The organism is Pseudorhodoferax sp. Leaf274 (assembly GCF_001422445.1).
Taxonomy (GTDB): Bacteria; Pseudomonadota; Gammaproteobacteria; order Burkholderiales; family Burkholderiaceae_C; genus Pseudorhodoferax.
Genome location: NZ_LMNA01000001.1, coordinates 460,312 through 477,342 on the forward strand (window position 1 = coordinate 460,312; position 17,031 = coordinate 477,342).

The following is a 17,031-nucleotide window of genomic DNA, read 5'->3' on the forward strand; positions in this document are numbered from 1 at the left end:
GCCTGATGCTGCAGAAGGTGGTCCGCTCGACGGTGATCGACGCGCCCATCGAGCGCGTCTGGGCCGTGCTGCGCGATTTCAACAGCCACGACCAGTGGCACGACGTGGTGGAACAGAGCCGCATCGAGGGCGGCGAACGCAGCGACCAGGTCGGCTGCGTGCGCAGCTTCTCGCTGAAGGACGGCAACCGCATCCGCGAGCAGCTGCTGACGCTGGACGACCGCCAGTACAAGAGCACCTACTGCATCGTCGAGGCCACGGTGCCGCTGCTGCGCTACGCGGCCACCGTCACGCTCAAGCCCGTGACCGATGGCAACCGCACCTTCTGGCACTGGGAATCGACCTTCGCCACGCCCCCCGGGCGCGAGCGCGAACTGCGCGACATGGTGGCGCAGGGCGTGTACGAGGCCGGCTTCGCCAACCTGCGCCGGCACCTGCAGCGCGCAAACGACCTGCGCGCGCCGGGGCGGGCCGCGATGCCGGTGGCCATCGCGCTGCCCACGCGGCGCGTGCGGCTGCACGCCTATGGCGACGCGGCGCAGCTGCGCGCCGAGGACGCCGAGGCCCCGCCGCCCGCGCCCGGCGAGGTGCGCATCCGCCAGCGGGCCATCGGCCTGAACTACATCGACGTGTACCAGCGCCGCGGGCAGATCCCTTCGATGCTCGCGCCCGGCGGCACGCCCGGCATGGAGGCGGCCGGCAGCGTGCTGGACTGCGGCGAGGGCGTGCACGGATTCCTGGCCGACGAACGCGTGGCCTACCTGTGCCCGCAACCCGGCGCCTACACCGGCGTGCGCAACGTGCCGGCCCAGTGGCTGGTGCGGCTGCCTCCCGCGGTGGACGACGACGTGGCCGCCGCACTGCTGCTCAAGGGCCTGACCGCCGACGCGCTGTTGCACGACGTGGCGCCCGTGAAGCCCGGCGCGCGCTGGCTTGTGCATGCCGCCGCCGGCGCGCTGGGCCAGGTGCTGTGCCAATGGGCCGCCCGCCTGGGCGCGCAGGTCATCGGCACCGTCTCGAACGAGGCCAAGGCCCGCATCGCGCGCGCCCACGGCTGCACGCAGGTGATCGTCACATCCGACTACCGCTTCGCCGATGCGGTGCAGGCCATGGGCGGCGCCGATGTCATCGTCGACGGCCTGGGCCAGCAGGCGCAGCAGCAGAACCTGGCCGCACTGGCCCCGTGCGGCCACTGGATCAGCCTGGGCCAGGCCAGCGGCCCGCTGGCGCCGCTGGACCCGGACGCGCTGCTGATGAAGTCCGCCACGTTCTCGCGCCCCATCGTGTTCGTCTACGTGGCGCAGCCGCAGACCCTGGCGCGCCGCGCAGCCCGCGTGTGGGCGGCGCTGGCCGACGGCAGCATCACGATGCCCACCATCGAGCGCTTCACGCTGGAGAGCGCGGCCCAGGCGCACGAGCGCCTGGAGTCGCGCGAGCGCAGCGGCGCCCTCATCCTGATCCCCTGAGGGAGCGCCCCATGATCCTCGGCATGAACCACTTCACCGTGATCGCGGAGAACCCGCAGGCCACGATGGATTTCTACACCGGCATGCTGGGCCTGAAGGAAGGCTTCCGGCCCGACCTGGGGTTCCCCGGAGCGTGGCTCTACGGCGAAGACACCAGGCACGCCATCCTGCACGTCTACTTCGACCGGCCCGTGCCGGCGCAGCGCGCGGGCGTGATCGACCACATGGCATTCACAGCCAAGGGGCTCCGGGAGGTCAAGGCGCGCTTCGACGCGGCGGGCTGGAAGTACGACCTGCGGCGGCAGGCCGGGGCGCTGTGGCAGCTGTTCTGCCACGACCCGAACGGGGCGAAAGTGGAGCTGGATTTCGACAAGGCGGAGGAGCCGTAAGCCCCGATGCAAGTTTTCTTTCATCAACTTCTCGCAAATTAAAGAATGTTTTAATGTGTGTCGCGGTCATGCAAGACCGCTTTCACACCATGCGCACCACCGGCAGCTACACCACGACAACCACGCTGGGCGAGGCCGTCCGTGCGTTCGTGCCGCATCCGCTGCCACCGGCTGAACCGGCGCTCTCGCCCGATGTCTATGCCGTGGCCACGCAGCGGGCGGAGATGGCGCTGGGGCGCTTGGCTGGCGTCGCTGGGCTCGTCCCCTCGGTTGATTGGCTGCTGTACAGCGCTATCCGCAAGGAAGCTCTGCTGACCTCGCAGATCGAGGGTACGCAGGCGACGCTGACGGACCTGTTCGACGACGAGGCCGGTTTGCCTGTGGCCAACGTGGACGACGTGGAGGAGGTCACCAACTACCTGCGCGCCTTCCGACTGGTGCGCGACAACCTGCGCAGCCCCGATGGCCTGCCGTTGTCCGTGCGCCTGCTGTGCGACGCGCACCGCCTGCTGCTGGATGGTGCGCGCGGCACGGGCAAACAGCCGGGCGAACTGCGACGCTCGCAGAACTGGATCGGCGGCACCCGACCCGGTCGCGCCGTGTTCGTTCCCCCGCCGCCGGACCGCGTTCCGGCCCTGCTGACCGATCTGGAGCGCTTCATCCACGATCCGGAACCGAGCTTGCCACCGCTGGTGCGCGTCGCGCTGGTGCACGTGCAGTTCGAGACCATCCACCCGTTCCTGGATGGCAATGGCCGCATCGGCCGCCTGCTGATCGCGGCCTTGCTGGAGCAGTGGCAGCTGCTGCCCGAGCCGTTGGTCTATCTGAGCGGCTACCTCAAGCAGCACCAGGCTGCGTACTACCAACGCCTGTCGGCGGTCCGGACCGGAGGCGACTGGGAGGGCTGGATCGCGTTCTTCCTCGACGGCGTGGAGGCAGCGGCCGCCGAGGCGGAGCGCGGCATCGTGGCCGTCGCCAGCCTGATCAACACGGACCGGCGCCGGCTGCTGGCAGCTCCCCGCGTGGGCGCCGTGGCGCTGCGGCTGTTCGAGCTGCTGCCGCTGATGCCGCGCTTCACCATCGAGCAGGTGCGCCAGCGGCTGGAAACCACATTTCCCACGGCGACCGCGGCCGTCAAGCTGCTGGAGGAGCAGGGCATCTTGGCGGAATTGACCGGGCAGAAGAAGAACCGCAGCTTCGGCTACGCCGCCTACGTGGCCCTGCTCTCGGCATGACGCGCACCGGCGACACCCCCGTTGCCAGCCCGCCGGGTTCTCCCGGACAATTGCGAGCAATTCCTATTCATCCAGGCCGCCATGTCTTTCCCGCTCCCGCGTCTCCGCCAGCCGACCGGCCTGCACCGTGTCGCCGCCTGAAGCGGGCGCGCTGGCGGTGCCGCTGGCCCGCGCAGCGGCGCGCACCTATGCCGAGCTCGTCAACTTCTTCTCGCGTTCGCTGAACGACCGCGATGCCGCGCGCGACCTGGTGCAGGAGGCCTTCACGCGCCTGCTGGCCATGCAGGCCGGCGGCGCCCCGGTGGCCGACGACCGTGCCCTGCTCTACCGCGTGGGCAAGAACCTGGTGGTCAGCGATGCGCGCCGGCGCGCCGCCGAAGAACGCATGCTGCAGACGCTGGCGCTGGTCGGCCCCGACAGCGCACCGTCGGTCGAGCAACAGGTCGATGCGCGCCAGCGGCTGGAGCGGCTCATGGCGCGCCTGGCCGTCATGCCACGCAAGCGGCGCGAGGCCTTCATCCTGGTGCGCATCTACGGCTACAGCTATGCCGAGGCGGGCCACGCCATGGGCCTGAACGCGAGCGCCGTGGACCGCCACGTGGTGCGCGCCGTGTTCGACTGCATGCGCCACCGTGGCAGCTGAACACCTGGCATCGCCCGGCACGCGCCGGCCGCCGGCACGCCGGCTGGTGGAGCACGCGCTCTCGCTGATCGGCCGGCAGCAGCACGGCACGCCCGAACAGGCCGCCGCCGCGCGCGACGAACTGGCGCGCTGGCGCCAGGCCCACCCCGCGCATGCCGCCGCGGCGGACACGGCCCGCCACTACTGGCAGGCCACCGAAGCCAGCGCGCTGCGCGGCGATGTGGCCCTGCCGCCCGACCGGGCCGCGCACCGCGCCCAGGCCCGGCGCCGCGCACTCACGCTGCTGGGCGTGGGCGGACTGGCCGCAGCGCTGGCGGCCGGCGGCCGCTGGGCCTGGCTGCAGCCCACCGCGCAGTTCGCGCTGCGCGCCGGCCAGGGCCAGCGGCAGGGCCTGGACCTGCCCGACGGCTCGCGCATCGACCTGGCCGCCAACAGCGCGGCCCAGGTGCGCTACCACCGCGACCGGCGCGTCTGCGTGCTGCAGTCCGGCGAGATCCGCGTGGACGTGCGGCACGATCCGGCGCGGCCCTTCGTGGTGGAGACCGCCTTCGGCCGCGTCGAGGTGCTGGGCACGCTGTTCAGCGTGTCGGTGCGGGGCGACCGCCTGCGCGTGGCGGTGGCGCGCGGCCGCGTGGCCGTCGCCCCGGGCCAGGCACCGCCGGCCGTGCTGGAGCCAGGCGAGGCCTTCGAGGTCGACCGCGACGGCCTGGCACAGCGCACGCAGGTGCGCGCCGAGAGCGTGGGCGCCTGGCGCGACGGCTGGCTTGTGTTCCAGGCCACGCCGCTGGCCGAGGTCGTCGCGCGCTGGAACGACTACCTGGCGCAGCCGCTGCGCCTGGCCGACGACGCGGCGCTGCGCAGCCTGCGGCTGACGGGCAGCTTCCCGCTGCGCGACCCGGCGGCCTTCGTCGACAACCTGCCGCAGATGCTGCCGCTGCACGCCGAACGGCAGGCCGGCGGCGTGCTGCTGCGCGCCCGGGCGGCTGTTACAAATTAGTTGTCGGTGATCGGCCGGCGAGAGCGTCTTCCACGGGAAACCACCTTCCCGAGGACGCAAGAGATGCCAACGACAGCCGCCACCCTGAAACCCACCGCGCTCGCGCTGGCCTGCGCCGCCGCCATGGCGATGCCGAGCCCGCCTGCCGCGGCGCAAGCCTCCACCGCGGGCGCCGCCGATCCCTCGCCGGCGGCTGCGGCGCGCGCGCCGTCGGGCGGCCAGCCGGCGCCCATGGCGCGCCCGCTGCAACTGGCGCTGCCGGCACAGCCGCTGGCGCTGACCATCGACGCGCTGGCGCGCCAATCCGGCGTGGGCATCGGCTTCGACGCCGCGCTGGCCGGCCAGCGCAGCGCACCCGCCCTGCAGGGCACGATGACGCTGGGCCAGGCGCTGGAGCGCGCGTTGAGCGGCTCCGGGCTGGCGGCCACCGCCCAGGGCGCGGGCGTGGCCATCCGCCGCCAGGCCGACACCGGCAGCGCGACCACCTTGCCGGCCGTCACCGTGACCGCCGAGGCGGACCGGGAAACCGCCACCGGCCCGGTGAGCGGCTACGTGGCCCGGCGCAGCAGCACCGCCACCAAGACCGACACGCCGCTGCTGGAGGTGCCGCAATCCATCTCGGTGGTCGGCCGCGAGGAAATGCAGGACCGCGGCGTGCAGGACCTGTCGCAGGCCATCGGCACCACGCCCGGCGTGATGACCGGCATCTACGGCCCGGACAACCGCGGCTGGGAATACATCACCGTGCGCGGCTTCAGCGCCCGCAGCAACGGCTACCGCGACGGCCTGGCGCGCACGCCCGCCGGCGTCACCTACTACCAGACCGAGCTGTACGGGCTGGAGCGCGTCGAGGTGCTGCGCGGCCCGTCGTCGATGGTGTTCGGCCAGGGCGATGCGGGCGGCGTGGTCCACCAGGTCAGCAAGCAGCCCACGGGCGAGCGCATCCGCGAGCTCGAGGCGCAGGTGGGCAGCTTCCAGCGCCGGCAGCTGGCCTTCGACCTGGGCGACCGCGTGGCCACGGATTCGCCGCTCAGCTACCGGCTGGTCGGCGTGGGCCTGGACAGCAACGACCAGGACATCTACCCCGACGGCCACAAGCTCAACCGCACGCGCACCTACCTGGCGCCGTCGCTGCGCTGGGAGCCCGATGCCGCCACCTCGCTCACGCTGCAGGCCGAGTACCTGAAGGACCGCTCGGCCGAAGACCCCTACTACATCGCCCCCGCCGACCACGTGCTGACCAACGTGAAGATGGGCGACTACAGCTTCGGCAAGCTTGCGCAGGAGCAGACCTCGGTGGGCTACCGCTTCGCGCACCGTTTGAACAACGACTGGACGCTGCGCCAGAACGTCCGCGTGAGCCACCTGACGCTGGACCGCCGCGTGGTCTGGCTCGACTCCATCGGCGACGACGGCCGCACCGTCTCGCGCATCGCCCGCACCTGGAACGACCCGATGCGCCAGACCGGCGTGGACACGCATCTGCAAGGCAGCCTGCGCGCGGGCGGGCTGGAGCACCAGCTGCTGCTGGGCATCGACTGGAACAACCAGAAGGCCCAGGCGCTGCGCCTGCGGGGCCCGGCACCCGACCTGGACCTGCTCGCCCCCGTCTACGGCCTGCCGATCGCGCAGCCGACCACCCTGCTGGCCAACTACACGCAGACCCTGCGGCAGGTGGGCGTGTATGTGCAGGACCAGGTCCAGCTCGGCGAGCGCTGGCTGGCCACTGTGGGTGGCCGGCAGGACCATGTGAAGTCCGTCACCGACGACCACCGGGCCGCCACCCGCACCGCGCAGAGCGACAGCGCCTTCAGCGGCCGCGCCGGCCTGACCTACCTGGTGGGCAACGGCCTGGCGCCCTACCTCGGCTATGCCGAGTCCTTCCTGCCCAACAGCGGCACCGGTGCCGACGGCCAGCCCTTCCAGCCCAGCCGCGGCCGGCAATGGGAGGCGGGCGTGAAGTACCAGCCCGAGGGCACGCGCACATTGCTGACCGCCGCCGTGTTCGACCTGCGCAAGACCAACGTGGTGACCTACGACAACCTGACGTTCGACGCGCGCCAAGTCGGCCAGCAGCGCTCACGCGGGCTGGAGCTGGAGGCCAAGGCGGAGCCGCTGCCCGGGCTCAAGGCGAGCGCGGCCTACACCTGGCTGGACACCAAGACGGTGCAGAGCGCCGACCGCACCGAGGTCGGCAAGGCGCCGCCCGGTGTGCCCAGACAGTCGGCCTCGCTGTGGCTGGACTACCTGGTGGGCGGCGGCCTGGGCATCGGCGGCGGCATCACGCACGTGGGCCGGCGCCAGAACGACGAGGCCAACACCTCGTCGGAGCCCAGCGTCACGCTGTTCGACGCCGCCCTGCACTACGAGATCGACGCCTGGCGCTTCGCGCTCAACGTGCGCAACCTGTTCGACCGCAGGTACTACGGCATCTGCTACCACGGCGAGTGCTACAACGGGCTGGAGCGGGCCATGACGCTGACGGCGAGGGTCAGGTTCTAAAGGCCGCCGTCCCGGCGCCAGGCGCCGGGACGGTTGCGGGCTCAGGCCAGGTCGAACCGGTCCAGCTCCATCACCTTGGCCCAGGCCTGCACGAAGTCCTCCACGAACTTGGGCTGCGCGTCCGCGCTGGCGTAGACCTCGGCCGTGGCACGCAGCTGCGCGTTCGAGCCGAACACCAGGTCGGCGCGCGTCGCCGTCCACCTGGCCGCGCCCGTCTTGCGGTCCCGGCCTTCGTACAGCGCCTGCGCGTCGCCGCCCACCTCGGTCCACGCCGTGCCCATGTCGAGCAGGTTGACGAAGAAGTCGTTGGTCAGCGTGCCCGGCTTGTCGGTGAACACGCCGTGCTGGGCATCGCCCACGTTCGCGCCCAGCACGCGCAGGCCACCGACCAGCACCGTCAGCTCGGGCGCCGTCAGCGTCAGCAGCTGGGCCCGGTCGACCAGGAACACCTCGGCCGGCACGCTGTAGCGGCCCTTCACGTAGTTGCGGAAGCCATCGGCCACCGGCTCCAGCGGCTCGAAGCTGGCCACGTCGGTCTGCTCCTGCGATGCGTCCGTGCGGCCCGGGGTGAACGGCACCTGCACCGCGTGGCCCGCGTCGCGTGCGGCCTTCTCGACACCGGCCGCGCCGGCCAGCACGATCAGGTCGGCCAGCGAGATCTTCTTGCCGGCGGCCTGGAAGTCGGTGCGGATGCTCTCCAGCTTGGCCAGCACCTGCGCCAGTTGCGCCGGCTGGTTGACGGCCCAGTCCTTCTGCGGGGCCAGGCGGATGCGGGCGCCGTTGGCACCGCCGCGCATGTCCGAGCCGCGGTAGGTGGACGCCGAGGCCCAGGCCGTGGACACCAGCTGCGCCACCGTGAGGCCCGAGGCCAGCAGCTTGGACTTGAGGCCCTCGATGTCCTGTTCGTCCACCAGCGGGTGGTCCACCGCCGGCACCGGGTCTTGCCAGACCAGCACCTCGGCCGGCACTTCCGGGCCGAGGTAGCGTGCACGTGGTCCCATGTCGCGGTGCGTCAGCTTGAACCAGGCGCGGGCGAAGGCATCGGCGAACTGCTCGGGATGGGCCAGGAAGCGGCGCGAGATCGCCTCGTACGCCGGGTCGAAGCGCAGCGACAGGTCGGTCGTCAGCATGGTGGGCCGCTGCTTCCTGGTCTTGTCGAAGGCGTGCGGAATGATCTCGCCGGCGTTCTTGGCCACCCACTGGTGGGCGCCGGCCGGGCTCTTCGTGAGCTCCCATTCGAAGCCGAACAGGTTCTCGAAGAAGTTGTTGCTCCATTGCGTGGGCGTGGTGGTCCAGGTGACTTCCAGGCCGCTGGTGATGGCGTCGGCGCCGGCACCGCTGCCGTGGCTGTTCTTCCAGCCGAAGCCCTGGGACTCGATGCCAGCCGCCTCGGGCTCGTCGGCCACGTTGGAGGCCGCCGCCGCACCGTGGGTCTTGCCGAAGGTGTGGCCACCGGCGATCAGCGCCACGGTCTCCTCGTCGCCCATGGCCATGCGGGCGAAGGTGTCGCGGATGTCGCGCGCGGCGGCCACAGGGTCGGGGTTGCCATCCGGGCCTTCGGGGTTCACGTAGATCAGGCCCATCTGCACGGCGGCCAGCGGGTTCTCCAGGTCGCGGGTGTGCGGCGCCTTGCTGTCGTCGTCCTTCACGAGCACGCCGCGGTCCTTGTCGACGCCGGGCGAGCCCTGTGCGTAGCGCACGTCGCCGCCCAGCCACTTGTCCTCGCGGCCCCAGTACACGTCCTGGTCCGGCTCCCACACGTCGGGCCGGCCGCCGGCGAAGCCAAAGGTCTTGAAGCCCATGGTCTCCAGCGCCACGTTGCCGGTCAGGATCATGAGGTCGGCCCACGAGATCTTGCGGCCGTACTTCTGCTTGATCGGCCACAGCAGGCGGCGCGCCTTGTCCAGGCTCACGTTGTCGGGCCAGCTGTTCAGCGGTGCGAAGCGCTGCTGGCCGCGGCCGGCGCCGCCGCGCCCGTCGCCGATGCGGTAGGTGCCGGCGCTGTGCCAGGCCATGCGGATGAACAGGCCGCCGTAATGGCCGAAGTCGGCCGGCCACCAGTCCTGCGAATCGGTCATCAGGGCGGCCAGGTCGGCCTTGACGGCGGCCAGGTCCAGCGTCTTGAACTCGGCGGCGTAATCGAAACCCGCGCCCATGGGGTCGGACTTGGACGAGTGCTGGTGCAGCAGGTCCACGCGCAGCTGCTTGGGCCACCAGTCACGGTTGGTGCGGCCGGCGCTGCTGGCCTGGCTGAACGGGCACTTGGCGGGAGTTTGTTCGCTGCTCATGGGTGGCTCCTTTTTCTGCTGCAGAGTGGGAATGGCCGGCCATTCTGTCGCTGAAATGCGGGGGCCGCGATATCCGTTTTCGATGGGCGCGATAGGCAGCGCACGGCCACGCGCGCCGGCCCGCACGTACCTTGGAAAAGGCCATCCACGCCGGAACACCCGCCGACTAGAATTCCCGCCGCGCAGCCACCCTGGCCGCGGAAGGTTTTCAACGTGGATGTGATCAAGAGGAACAACGTCCACGTCAGTGGCGACGGGCCGGCGACCCTGGTGTTCGCCCATGGGTTCGGGTGCGACCAGAGCATGTGGCGCCTGATGGCGCCGCATTTCGTCGACCGCTGGCGCATCGTCACCTTCGACCTGGTCGGCAGCGGTGCCTCCGACCTGGCGGCCTACGACAAGGCCAAGTACGCCTCGCTCGGCGGCTATGCGCAGGACGTGCTGGACATCGTGGCGGAAACGGCCACGGGGCCGGTCGTCTTCGTCGGGCATTCCGTCAGCGCCATGATCGGCATGCTGGCCGACCTGCAGGCGCCCGGCACGTTCGCCGCGCAGGTCATGATCGGCCCCTCGCCCTGCTACATCAACGACGGCGACTACGTCGGCGGCTTCGAGCGCGGGGACATCGACGGGCTGCTGGACACGCTGGAATCCAACTACCTGGGCTGGTCGAGCAGCATGGCGCCCGCGATCATGGGTGCGCCCGGCCAGCCGGAGCTGGCCGACGAGCTGACCAACAGCTTCTGCCGGACCGACCCCGAGATCGCCAAGCATTTCGCGCGCGTCACGTTCCTGTCCGACAACCGCGCGGACCTGGCGCGCCTGCACACGCCGACGCTGATCCTGCAGTGCACGGACGACCTGATCGCCCCGCAGGCGGTCGGCGAGTACATGCGCGGCGCGATGCCCAACGCCACGCTGCAGCTGATCGAGAACACCGGCCACTGCCCCCACCTGAGCGCGCCCGGCGCGAGCCGCAGCGCCATGGAGGCATTCCTGCGCCAATGGGTCCGCTGACCATGGCACAGGGCACGGCCGCCGGAGCGCCGTTCGACGCGGCATCCCTGTACGACGACGCGCCCTGCGGGCTGATCGTCACCGCGCCCGACGGCCTGATCCAGCGGGTGAACCGCACGTTCTGCGGCTGGGTGGGGCGCCCCGCCGAAGCGCTGGTCGGCCGCGTGAAGCTGCAGGACCTGCTGACGATGGGCGGGCGCATCTTCCACCACACCCACTGGGGGCCGCTGATGCAGATCCAGGGCTCGGTGGCCGAGATCAAGCTGGAGGTCCTGCACCCGAGCGGGCGCAGGTTGCCGATGGTCTGGCATGCCGTGCGGCGTTCGCACGGGGATGTGACCGTGCACGAGGTGGCCGCGTTCGTCGCCGAAGACCGCAACAAGTACGAGCACGAACTGGTGCTGGCGCGCCGCCGGGCCGAGGAGCTGCTGGCCAAGGAACAGGAGATGCAGCTGGCGCTGCGCGAGGCCCAGGCCGAGCGTGACCGCCAGCAGGCGCTGGCGGTCGACCGCGCACTGTTCGCCGAGCAGATGATGGCCATCGTGAGCCACGACCTGCGCAACCCGCTGTCGGTGATCAAGATGAGCGCCCACATCCTGGGGATGGGCGAGCTGTCGCCCAAGCAGAAGGCGGCGCTGGCCCGCCTGGGCAACTCCAACAACCGCGCGACGCGGCTGATCTCCGACCTGCTGGACTTCAGCCGCGGCCGCATGGGCACGGGCCTGCAGATCAAGGTGGAGAGCCTGGACCTGCATGCCGTGGTGGCCGAGGCGCTGGAAGACCTGCGCATGGCCCATCCCGGCCGTTCGATCGAGCACCGCATCGAGGGCACGGGCACCTGCCTGGCCAGCACCGACCGCCTGCTGCAGCTGATCGGCAACCTGGTGACCAATGCCGCGACCTACGGGGCGCCGGACCGGCCCATCGAGGTGCGCTCGGCCATCGGCCAGCAGACGTTCTCGGTGGCGGTGCACAACGAAGGCACGCCCATCCCCGCGGACCTGGTGCCGCGGCTCTTCGATCCCATGTCGCGCGGCAGCCAGGTGGCCGGCTACGCGAGCAGCGTGGGGCTGGGCCTGTTCATCGTGCGCGAGATCGCGCACGCGCACGGCGGCGAGGTGGGGGTCGTCTCCTCGGAGGCGGACGGCACGACCTTCCTGGCCACGTTTCCGCGCGCCGAGGGCCCCTGCCTGCCGGCCGAGGTGCCCGAACGCGCGGCGCCGACGCCGCAGGCCAGGGAGCACGCACGCCAGGCCGCCCTGGACCGCCTGGCCATCGACACGCTGCAGGAAGCCGCCTACGACGACATCACGCGGCTGGCGGCGGAGACCTGCGACGCGCCCATCGCGCTCATCAGCCTGGTGGACCGCGAGCGCCAGTGGTTCAAGTCGCGCGTGGGGCTGCAGGCCACCGAGACACCGCGCGAGTACGCCTTCTGCGCGCACGCGATCCAGACGCCGGGCGAGGTGTTCGTGGTCCAGGATGCCGCGCTGGACCCGCGCTTCGCCACCAACCCGCTGGTGACGGGCGACCCGTGCATCCGCTTCTACGCGGGTGCGCCGCTGGTCACGAGCACGGGCGAGGCGCTGGGCACGGTGTGCGTGATCGACCGCAAACCGCGCAGCCTCGAACCCACCCAGCTGGAGCTGCTGCGGTTCCTGGCCCAGCAGGTGGTGGAAACGCTGGAGAAGCGCGAGCGCGATCGCAACGGCCCGGCCACGGCCGGTTGAGGCCTGCGGCAGGCCGGCCCTGCCCGCGTCCCGCGCGCCGTGTGGGGTGCCCGCCACAGCGTGGGCGCCTCACCGCGGTGCCCTGCGCACTTCAACCTGCAGCGAAACGCCAGCGATTGGTCGCAATTCGTTTCAAATATCGCGCGCCAGTTGTTACACATTTGCATTGGTTTCGTACCGAATTTGGCATCTCGTTACGTAAGATGCCTTTCTCGATACCACCTTCCCTGGGAGGGAAACATGTTTGCAAACCCCCTGCGCGCGTTCTGGCGCGTTCTCTGCGTCGCGCTGTGCCTGGCCGTGCTGCCGGCGGCCTGGGCCGGCCAGGTCAAGTACCCCGGCCTGTACGTCTTCGGCGACAGCCTGTCGGACACCGGCAACGACTACATCGTCAGCGGCAGCATGGGCATGACGCCCGCGATCCCGCCTTCGGCCACGCCCTACGCCACCTACTGGCAGGGCCGCTTCAGCAACGGCCCGGTGGCGGCCGAGTACCTGTGGCGCCTGATCGCGCGCAAGAACAACGCCGAGTTGTCGCCCTCGGTGACCGACCCCACGCTGGGTACCAAAGCGGCGCTGAGCTTTGCGTTCGGCGGCTCGGCCTCGGGCGTCTCCACCCCCACGCCGATGGGCTTCACGGTGCCGGGCCTGCTGGGCCAGGTCGGCCAGTTCACCACCGCGCTGAACGGCCGCAAGGCGCCCGCCAACGCGCTGTACATGGTCTGGAGCGGCTCCAACGACTACCTGCAGATGATCACGGACAGCCCCTACACCGTGGTGGCCAACGTGACCACAGCGATCCGCGGCCTGTACGTGGCCGGCGCGCGCGACTTCATCGTGCCCAACCTGGCCGACCTGGGCCTCACGCCGTTCGCCGTGTCGCAGAACCTGGGCCCGCAGTTCACGGCGCTCAGCAAGCAGCACAACACGCAGCTCAAGGCGGCACTGGCCAGCCTGGAGCGCGAGCTGCGCGGCGTGCGCATCGTGACGGTGGACGTCTACAAGCTGGGTGCGACGCTGCTGTCCACCGGGCTCATCATCGACGACGTGCCGGCCGCCGAGTTCCTGGCCCCGGGCAAGGGCGCGGCCACATGCCTGTTCACCAACCCGGCCACCTGCGTGGACGTGACGCAGCCGGCCTTCATGCCGCCCTTCCTGTTCTGGGACGCGATGCACCCGACCACGCAGGTGCACGGCGTGATCGGCACGGCCATGTTCGCGGCGCTGCTGACGCAGCGCTGATGCCCCCCGCGGGCGGCGCTCAGCCGCCCGCCTCGCGCACCCAGCCCGCGGCCTTCTCGGCCATCATGAGCGTGGGGCTGTTGGTGTTGCCGCTGGTGATGGTGGGCATGGCGCCGGCGTCCACCACGCGCAGCCCGGCGATGAGGCCGCCGCGCCCGTCGCGCACGCGCATGCGGCTGTCGAGCACGGCACGCGGGTCGCCATCGCGGCCCATGGCCGTGGTGCCCACCGGGTGGAAGATGGTGGTGGCGATGTCGCCGGCCAGGCGCGCCAGGTCTTCGTCGCTCTGGTACTGCGGGCCGGGCTTGTACTCCTCGGGCTTGAAGGGCGCCAGCGCCGGCTGGGCCGCGATGCGGCGCGTCACGCGCAGCGAATCGGCCGCCACCTGGCGGTCGATGTCGGTGCTCAGGTAGTTGGGCGCGATGGCCGGCGCATCGCCGAAGCGCGGGCTCTTGATGCGCACGCTGCCGCGGCTCGTCGGGTTGAGGTTGCACACGCTGGCGGTGAACGCCGGGAAGCTGTGCAGCGGCTCGCCGAAGGCGTCGAGCGAGAGCGGCTGCACGTGGTACTCGAGGTTGGCGTAGGGCTGGCCCGGGTCGCTGCGTGTGAACGCCCCCAGCTGCGACGGCGCCATGCTCATGGGCCCGCTGCGCGACAGCAGGTACTGCAGGCCAATGCGCGCCTTGCCCGCGAGCGAGGAGGCCAGCACGTTGAGCGTGGGCGCACCGCTGATCTTGTAGACGGCGCGGATCTGCAGGTGGTCCTGCAGGTTCTCGCCCACGCCGGGCAGGTCGGCCTGCACGTCGATGCCGTGCTGCTGCAGCAAGCTGCCCGGACCGATGCCCGACAGCTGCAGGATCTGCGGCGAGCCGATGGCGCCGGCGCACAGCAGCACCTCGCCGGTGGCACGCACGGTGACGCGCTCGCCGCCGGTCCAGACCTCGGCGCCGGTGCAGCGCAGGCCGCCGTCGGCCTGGCGCTCCAGCAGCAGCCGCGCCACCTGGCCGCCGGTCCACAACTCGAAGTTGGGGCGGCCGTAGCAGGTGGGCCGCAGGAAGGCCTTGGCCGTGTTCCAGCGCCAGCCGTTCTTCTGGTTGACCTGGAAATAGCCCACGCCCTCGTTGTCGCCGCGGTTGAAGTCGGTGCTGTGCGGCACGCCGGCCTGCTGCGCGGCCTGGGCGAAGGCGTCGAGGATGTCCCAGCGCAGGCGCTGCTTCTCCACGCGCCACTCGCCGCCGGCCCCGTGCATCTCGTCGGCGCCCAGGTAGTGGTCCTCGTGCTGCTTGAAGGCGGGCAGCACGTTCTCCCAGCGCCAGGCGTCGTCGCCCGTGGCCTGCGCCCAGCCGGCGTAGTCGCGCGCCTGGCCGCGCATGTAGATCATGCCGTTGATGGACGAGCAGCCGCCCAGCGTCTTGCCGCGCGGGTAGCGCAGCGTGCGGCCGTTCAGCCCGGCATCGGGCTCGGTCTGGTAGAGCCAGTCGGTGCGCGGGTTGCCGATGCAGTAGAGGTAGCCCACGGGGATGTGGATCCAGTGGTAGTCGTCCCTGCCGCCGGCCTCGATCAGCAGCACGCGCTTGCGCGGGTCTTGGCTGAGCCGGTTGGCCATCAGGCTGCCGGCCGTGCCGGCGCCGATGACGATGTGGTCGAAGGTATTGCTGCCGCTCATGCGTGTGTCTCCCTGGGGGCGCGAGTGTCGCCTGCATGCACCGGCCGGGCCAATGCGTTCTGACCCCTACGGGGCGCCGACGCCGCGCCCAAGCGCTTCGCGGCCTTCGCCGAGGCCACGGCCGAAGAGCCGGACTTCGGCCCCGGTGCCGTGCTGGGCGACCATACTGCGTCCATGAACGCCACCGCACCCCAACCCCTGGTCCTCGTCCCCGGCCTGCTCTGCGACGCCCTGCTCTGGGCGCCGCAGGTCGAGGCGCTTGCCGACATCGCCGATGCCTGGGTGCCCGCGCCCACGCAGCACGACAGCATCGAGGCGCTGGCGCGTGCCGTGCTCGCCGACTGCCCGTTCGAGCGCTTCGCGTTGGCCGGGCTGTCCATGGGCGGCTACATCGCCATGGCCATGCAGCGCCAGGCACCGCAGCGCGTCACGCGCCTGGCCCTGCTGGACACCAACGCCGTGGCCGATACGCCCGCCGCCAGCGCCGCGCGCCGCGAACTCGTGGCGCGCAGCCAGGCCAAAGGCATGGGCGCGGTGGCCGACGCGCTGCTGCCGCGGCTGGTGTGGCCGCAGGCACCGCGCCACGCGGCCTTGCGTGCGGTGGTGCGCAGCATGGCCCGCAACGTGGGTGCCAGGGCGTTCGCGCGGCAGCAGGAGGCCATCATCGGGCGGCCCGACGCACGCGCGGCGCTAGCGGCCGTGGCCTGCCCCACGCTGGTGGCGTGCGGCGCACAGGACCTCTTGACGCCGCCGGCGCTGCACGACGACATCGCCGCGCTGGTGCCGGGCGCGCGGCTCGAGGTCTTTGCCGATTGCGGCCACCTGAGCACGCTGGAACAGCCCGGGCGCGTGAACCGCGCGCTGCGGGACTGGCTGCTGTGGCGCTGAAGCGGCCTCAAGCCCCGAAGCCGCCCGCGAACGCCTGCCGCAGATGCGCCACAAACGCCTCGACCGCGCGCGGCACGTAGGGTGCGTACGGACGGATGGCGTACAGCGTCTCGCTGAACTGGCCCTCCACCTTCCAGTCGGGCAGCACCTGCTGTAGCAGCCCGGCACGCAAGGCGGCCTGGGCGCTGAAGTCGGGCACCAGCGCGATGCCCAGGCCGGCCAGCGCGGCATCGCGCAGCGCCTCGCTGTTGTTGGCGGCGAAGGCGCCGGCCACGGGCACCACCACGCGCTCCTCGCCGCGCAGCAGCGTCCAGCCGGCGACCTGGCCGGCGCGCGGGTAGTGCAGGCAGTCGTGCGTGCGCAGCGCGTCCGGCCCGGCCGGCGCGCCACGCCGGCGCAGGTAGGCGCGGCTGGCCACCAGCAGCGAACGCGTGGGCGCCAGCAGCCAGGCCACGTGCGTTTCGGGCGGCGCCGCGGTGTGGCGCACGGCCAGGTCGAAGCCTTCCACCGCCAGCGGGCGCAGACCGTCGGACAGGTCCAGTTCCAGCCGCACCTGCGGGTGCGCGCGCAGGAACTCGGGCAGGCGCGGCAGGAGCTGCTGGCGCGCGAAGGCCACGGGCGCGGTCACGCGCAGCAGGCCCTGCGGCGCATCGGCCAGGTCGCGCACGGCGGCAAAGCTTTGCTGGATCTGCGCGAAGGCGCTGCGTGTGCCGTCGGCCAGGCGCTGGCCGGCCTCGGTCAGCCGCACGCTGCGCGTGGTGCGTTGCACCAGCGGCACGCCGGCGGCGCGTTCCAGCTCGGCGATGCGCTGGCTCATGGCCGCCTTGCTGATGGAAAGGCGTGCCGCCGCGGCCGTGAAGCTGCCGTGCTCGCCGAGCACGGCCAGCGCGTGCAGCGTGCTCCATAGCGTGTCGGTTTTTTCGGAAGACATGGCTTGCATTGTTCACCATGGCGAACAATCAGTTCAG

Annotated in this window: 13 protein-coding genes; 10 read left to right on the forward strand and 3 right to left on the reverse strand. The window is 71.5% G+C overall.

Going from position 1 to position 17,031, the window contains the following annotated elements:
• The first annotated feature begins 5 nt into the window (after positions 1 to 5).
• The 6 genes from ASF44_RS02050 (at position 6) to ASF44_RS02075 (ending at position 7,232) form a co-directional block, all read left to right on the forward strand.
• A complete protein-coding gene (locus ASF44_RS02050; protein ID WP_156374322.1) occupies positions 6 to 1,466 on the forward strand; it encodes an SRPBCC family protein in 1,461 nt (486 codons plus the stop codon).
• Positions 1,467 to 1,477: 11 nt separating this feature from the next.
• On the forward strand, positions 1,478 to 1,855 hold the full coding sequence (locus ASF44_RS02055; RefSeq protein WP_056897496.1) for a VOC family protein: 378 nt from the start codon (positions 1,478 to 1,480) through the stop codon (positions 1,853 to 1,855).
• Positions 1,856 to 1,923: 68 nt separating this feature from the next.
• A complete protein-coding gene (locus tag ASF44_RS02060; RefSeq protein WP_235579100.1) occupies positions 1,924 to 3,090 on the forward strand; it encodes a Fic family protein in 1,167 nt (388 codons plus the stop codon).
• A 127-nt stretch (positions 3,091 to 3,217) separates the two neighbouring features.
• Positions 3,218 to 3,733, forward strand: coding sequence for an RNA polymerase sigma factor (locus tag ASF44_RS02065; RefSeq protein WP_235579101.1), 516 nt, complete (start codon positions 3,218 to 3,220; stop codon positions 3,731 to 3,733).
• Entirely contained in the window at positions 3,723 to 4,730 is a 1,008-nt protein-coding gene (locus ASF44_RS02070) for a FecR family protein (protein ID WP_235579102.1), read from the forward strand. Before ASF44_RS02065 ends, ASF44_RS02070 begins: the two co-directional genes overlap by 11 nt.
• Positions 4,731 to 4,793: 63 nt before the next feature.
• A complete protein-coding gene (locus ASF44_RS02075) occupies positions 4,794 to 7,232 on the forward strand; it encodes a TonB-dependent siderophore receptor (RefSeq protein ID WP_056897497.1) in 2,439 nt (812 codons plus the stop codon).
• A 41-nt stretch (positions 7,233 to 7,273) separates the two neighbouring features.
• Here ASF44_RS02075 and katG read toward each other — a convergent pair whose 3' ends face one another.
• Entirely contained in the window at positions 7,274 to 9,520 is a 2,247-nt protein-coding gene (gene katG / locus ASF44_RS02080; protein WP_056897498.1) for a catalase/peroxidase HPI, read from the reverse strand.
• Positions 9,521 to 9,733: 213 nt separating this feature from the next.
• Between katG and ASF44_RS02085 the strand changes: the two genes are divergently transcribed.
• The 3 genes from ASF44_RS02085 (at position 9,734) to ASF44_RS02095 (ending at position 13,509) form a co-directional block, all read left to right on the forward strand.
• Positions 9,734 to 10,537, forward strand: a complete 804-nt coding sequence (locus ASF44_RS02085; RefSeq protein ID WP_056897499.1) for an alpha/beta fold hydrolase — start codon at positions 9,734 to 9,736, stop codon at positions 10,535 to 10,537.
• 2 nt (positions 10,538 to 10,539) lie between these two features.
• Positions 10,540 to 12,267, forward strand: a complete 1,728-nt coding sequence (locus ASF44_RS33145) for an ATP-binding protein (RefSeq protein ID WP_156374323.1) — start codon at positions 10,540 to 10,542, stop codon at positions 12,265 to 12,267.
• 240 nt (positions 12,268 to 12,507) lie between these two features.
• Positions 12,508 to 13,509 carry an SGNH/GDSL hydrolase family protein gene (locus ASF44_RS02095; protein WP_056897500.1) on the forward strand — a complete coding sequence of 334 codons (1,002 nt, stop codon included), beginning with the start codon at positions 12,508 to 12,510 and terminating at the stop codon, positions 13,507 to 13,509.
• A 19-nt stretch (positions 13,510 to 13,528) separates the two neighbouring features.
• Here ASF44_RS02095 and ASF44_RS02100 read toward each other — a convergent pair whose 3' ends face one another.
• A complete protein-coding gene (locus tag ASF44_RS02100; protein WP_056897501.1) occupies positions 13,529 to 15,175 on the reverse strand; it encodes a GMC family oxidoreductase in 1,647 nt (548 codons plus the stop codon).
• A gap of 174 nt (positions 15,176 to 15,349) precedes the next feature.
• On the opposite strand from ASF44_RS02100, the gene ASF44_RS02105 reads away from it, so the two are divergent.
• Positions 15,350 to 16,063 carry an alpha/beta fold hydrolase gene (locus ASF44_RS02105; protein WP_056897502.1) on the forward strand — a complete coding sequence of 238 codons (714 nt, stop codon included), beginning with the start codon at positions 15,350 to 15,352 and terminating at the stop codon, positions 16,061 to 16,063.
• A 7-nt stretch (positions 16,064 to 16,070) separates the two neighbouring features.
• On the opposite strand, the gene ASF44_RS02110 is transcribed toward ASF44_RS02105, so the two are convergent.
• Positions 16,071 to 16,994, reverse strand: coding sequence for a LysR family transcriptional regulator (locus ASF44_RS02110; RefSeq protein ID WP_056897503.1), 924 nt, complete (start codon positions 16,992 to 16,994; stop codon positions 16,071 to 16,073).
• Positions 16,995 to 17,031 lie beyond the last annotated feature (37 nt).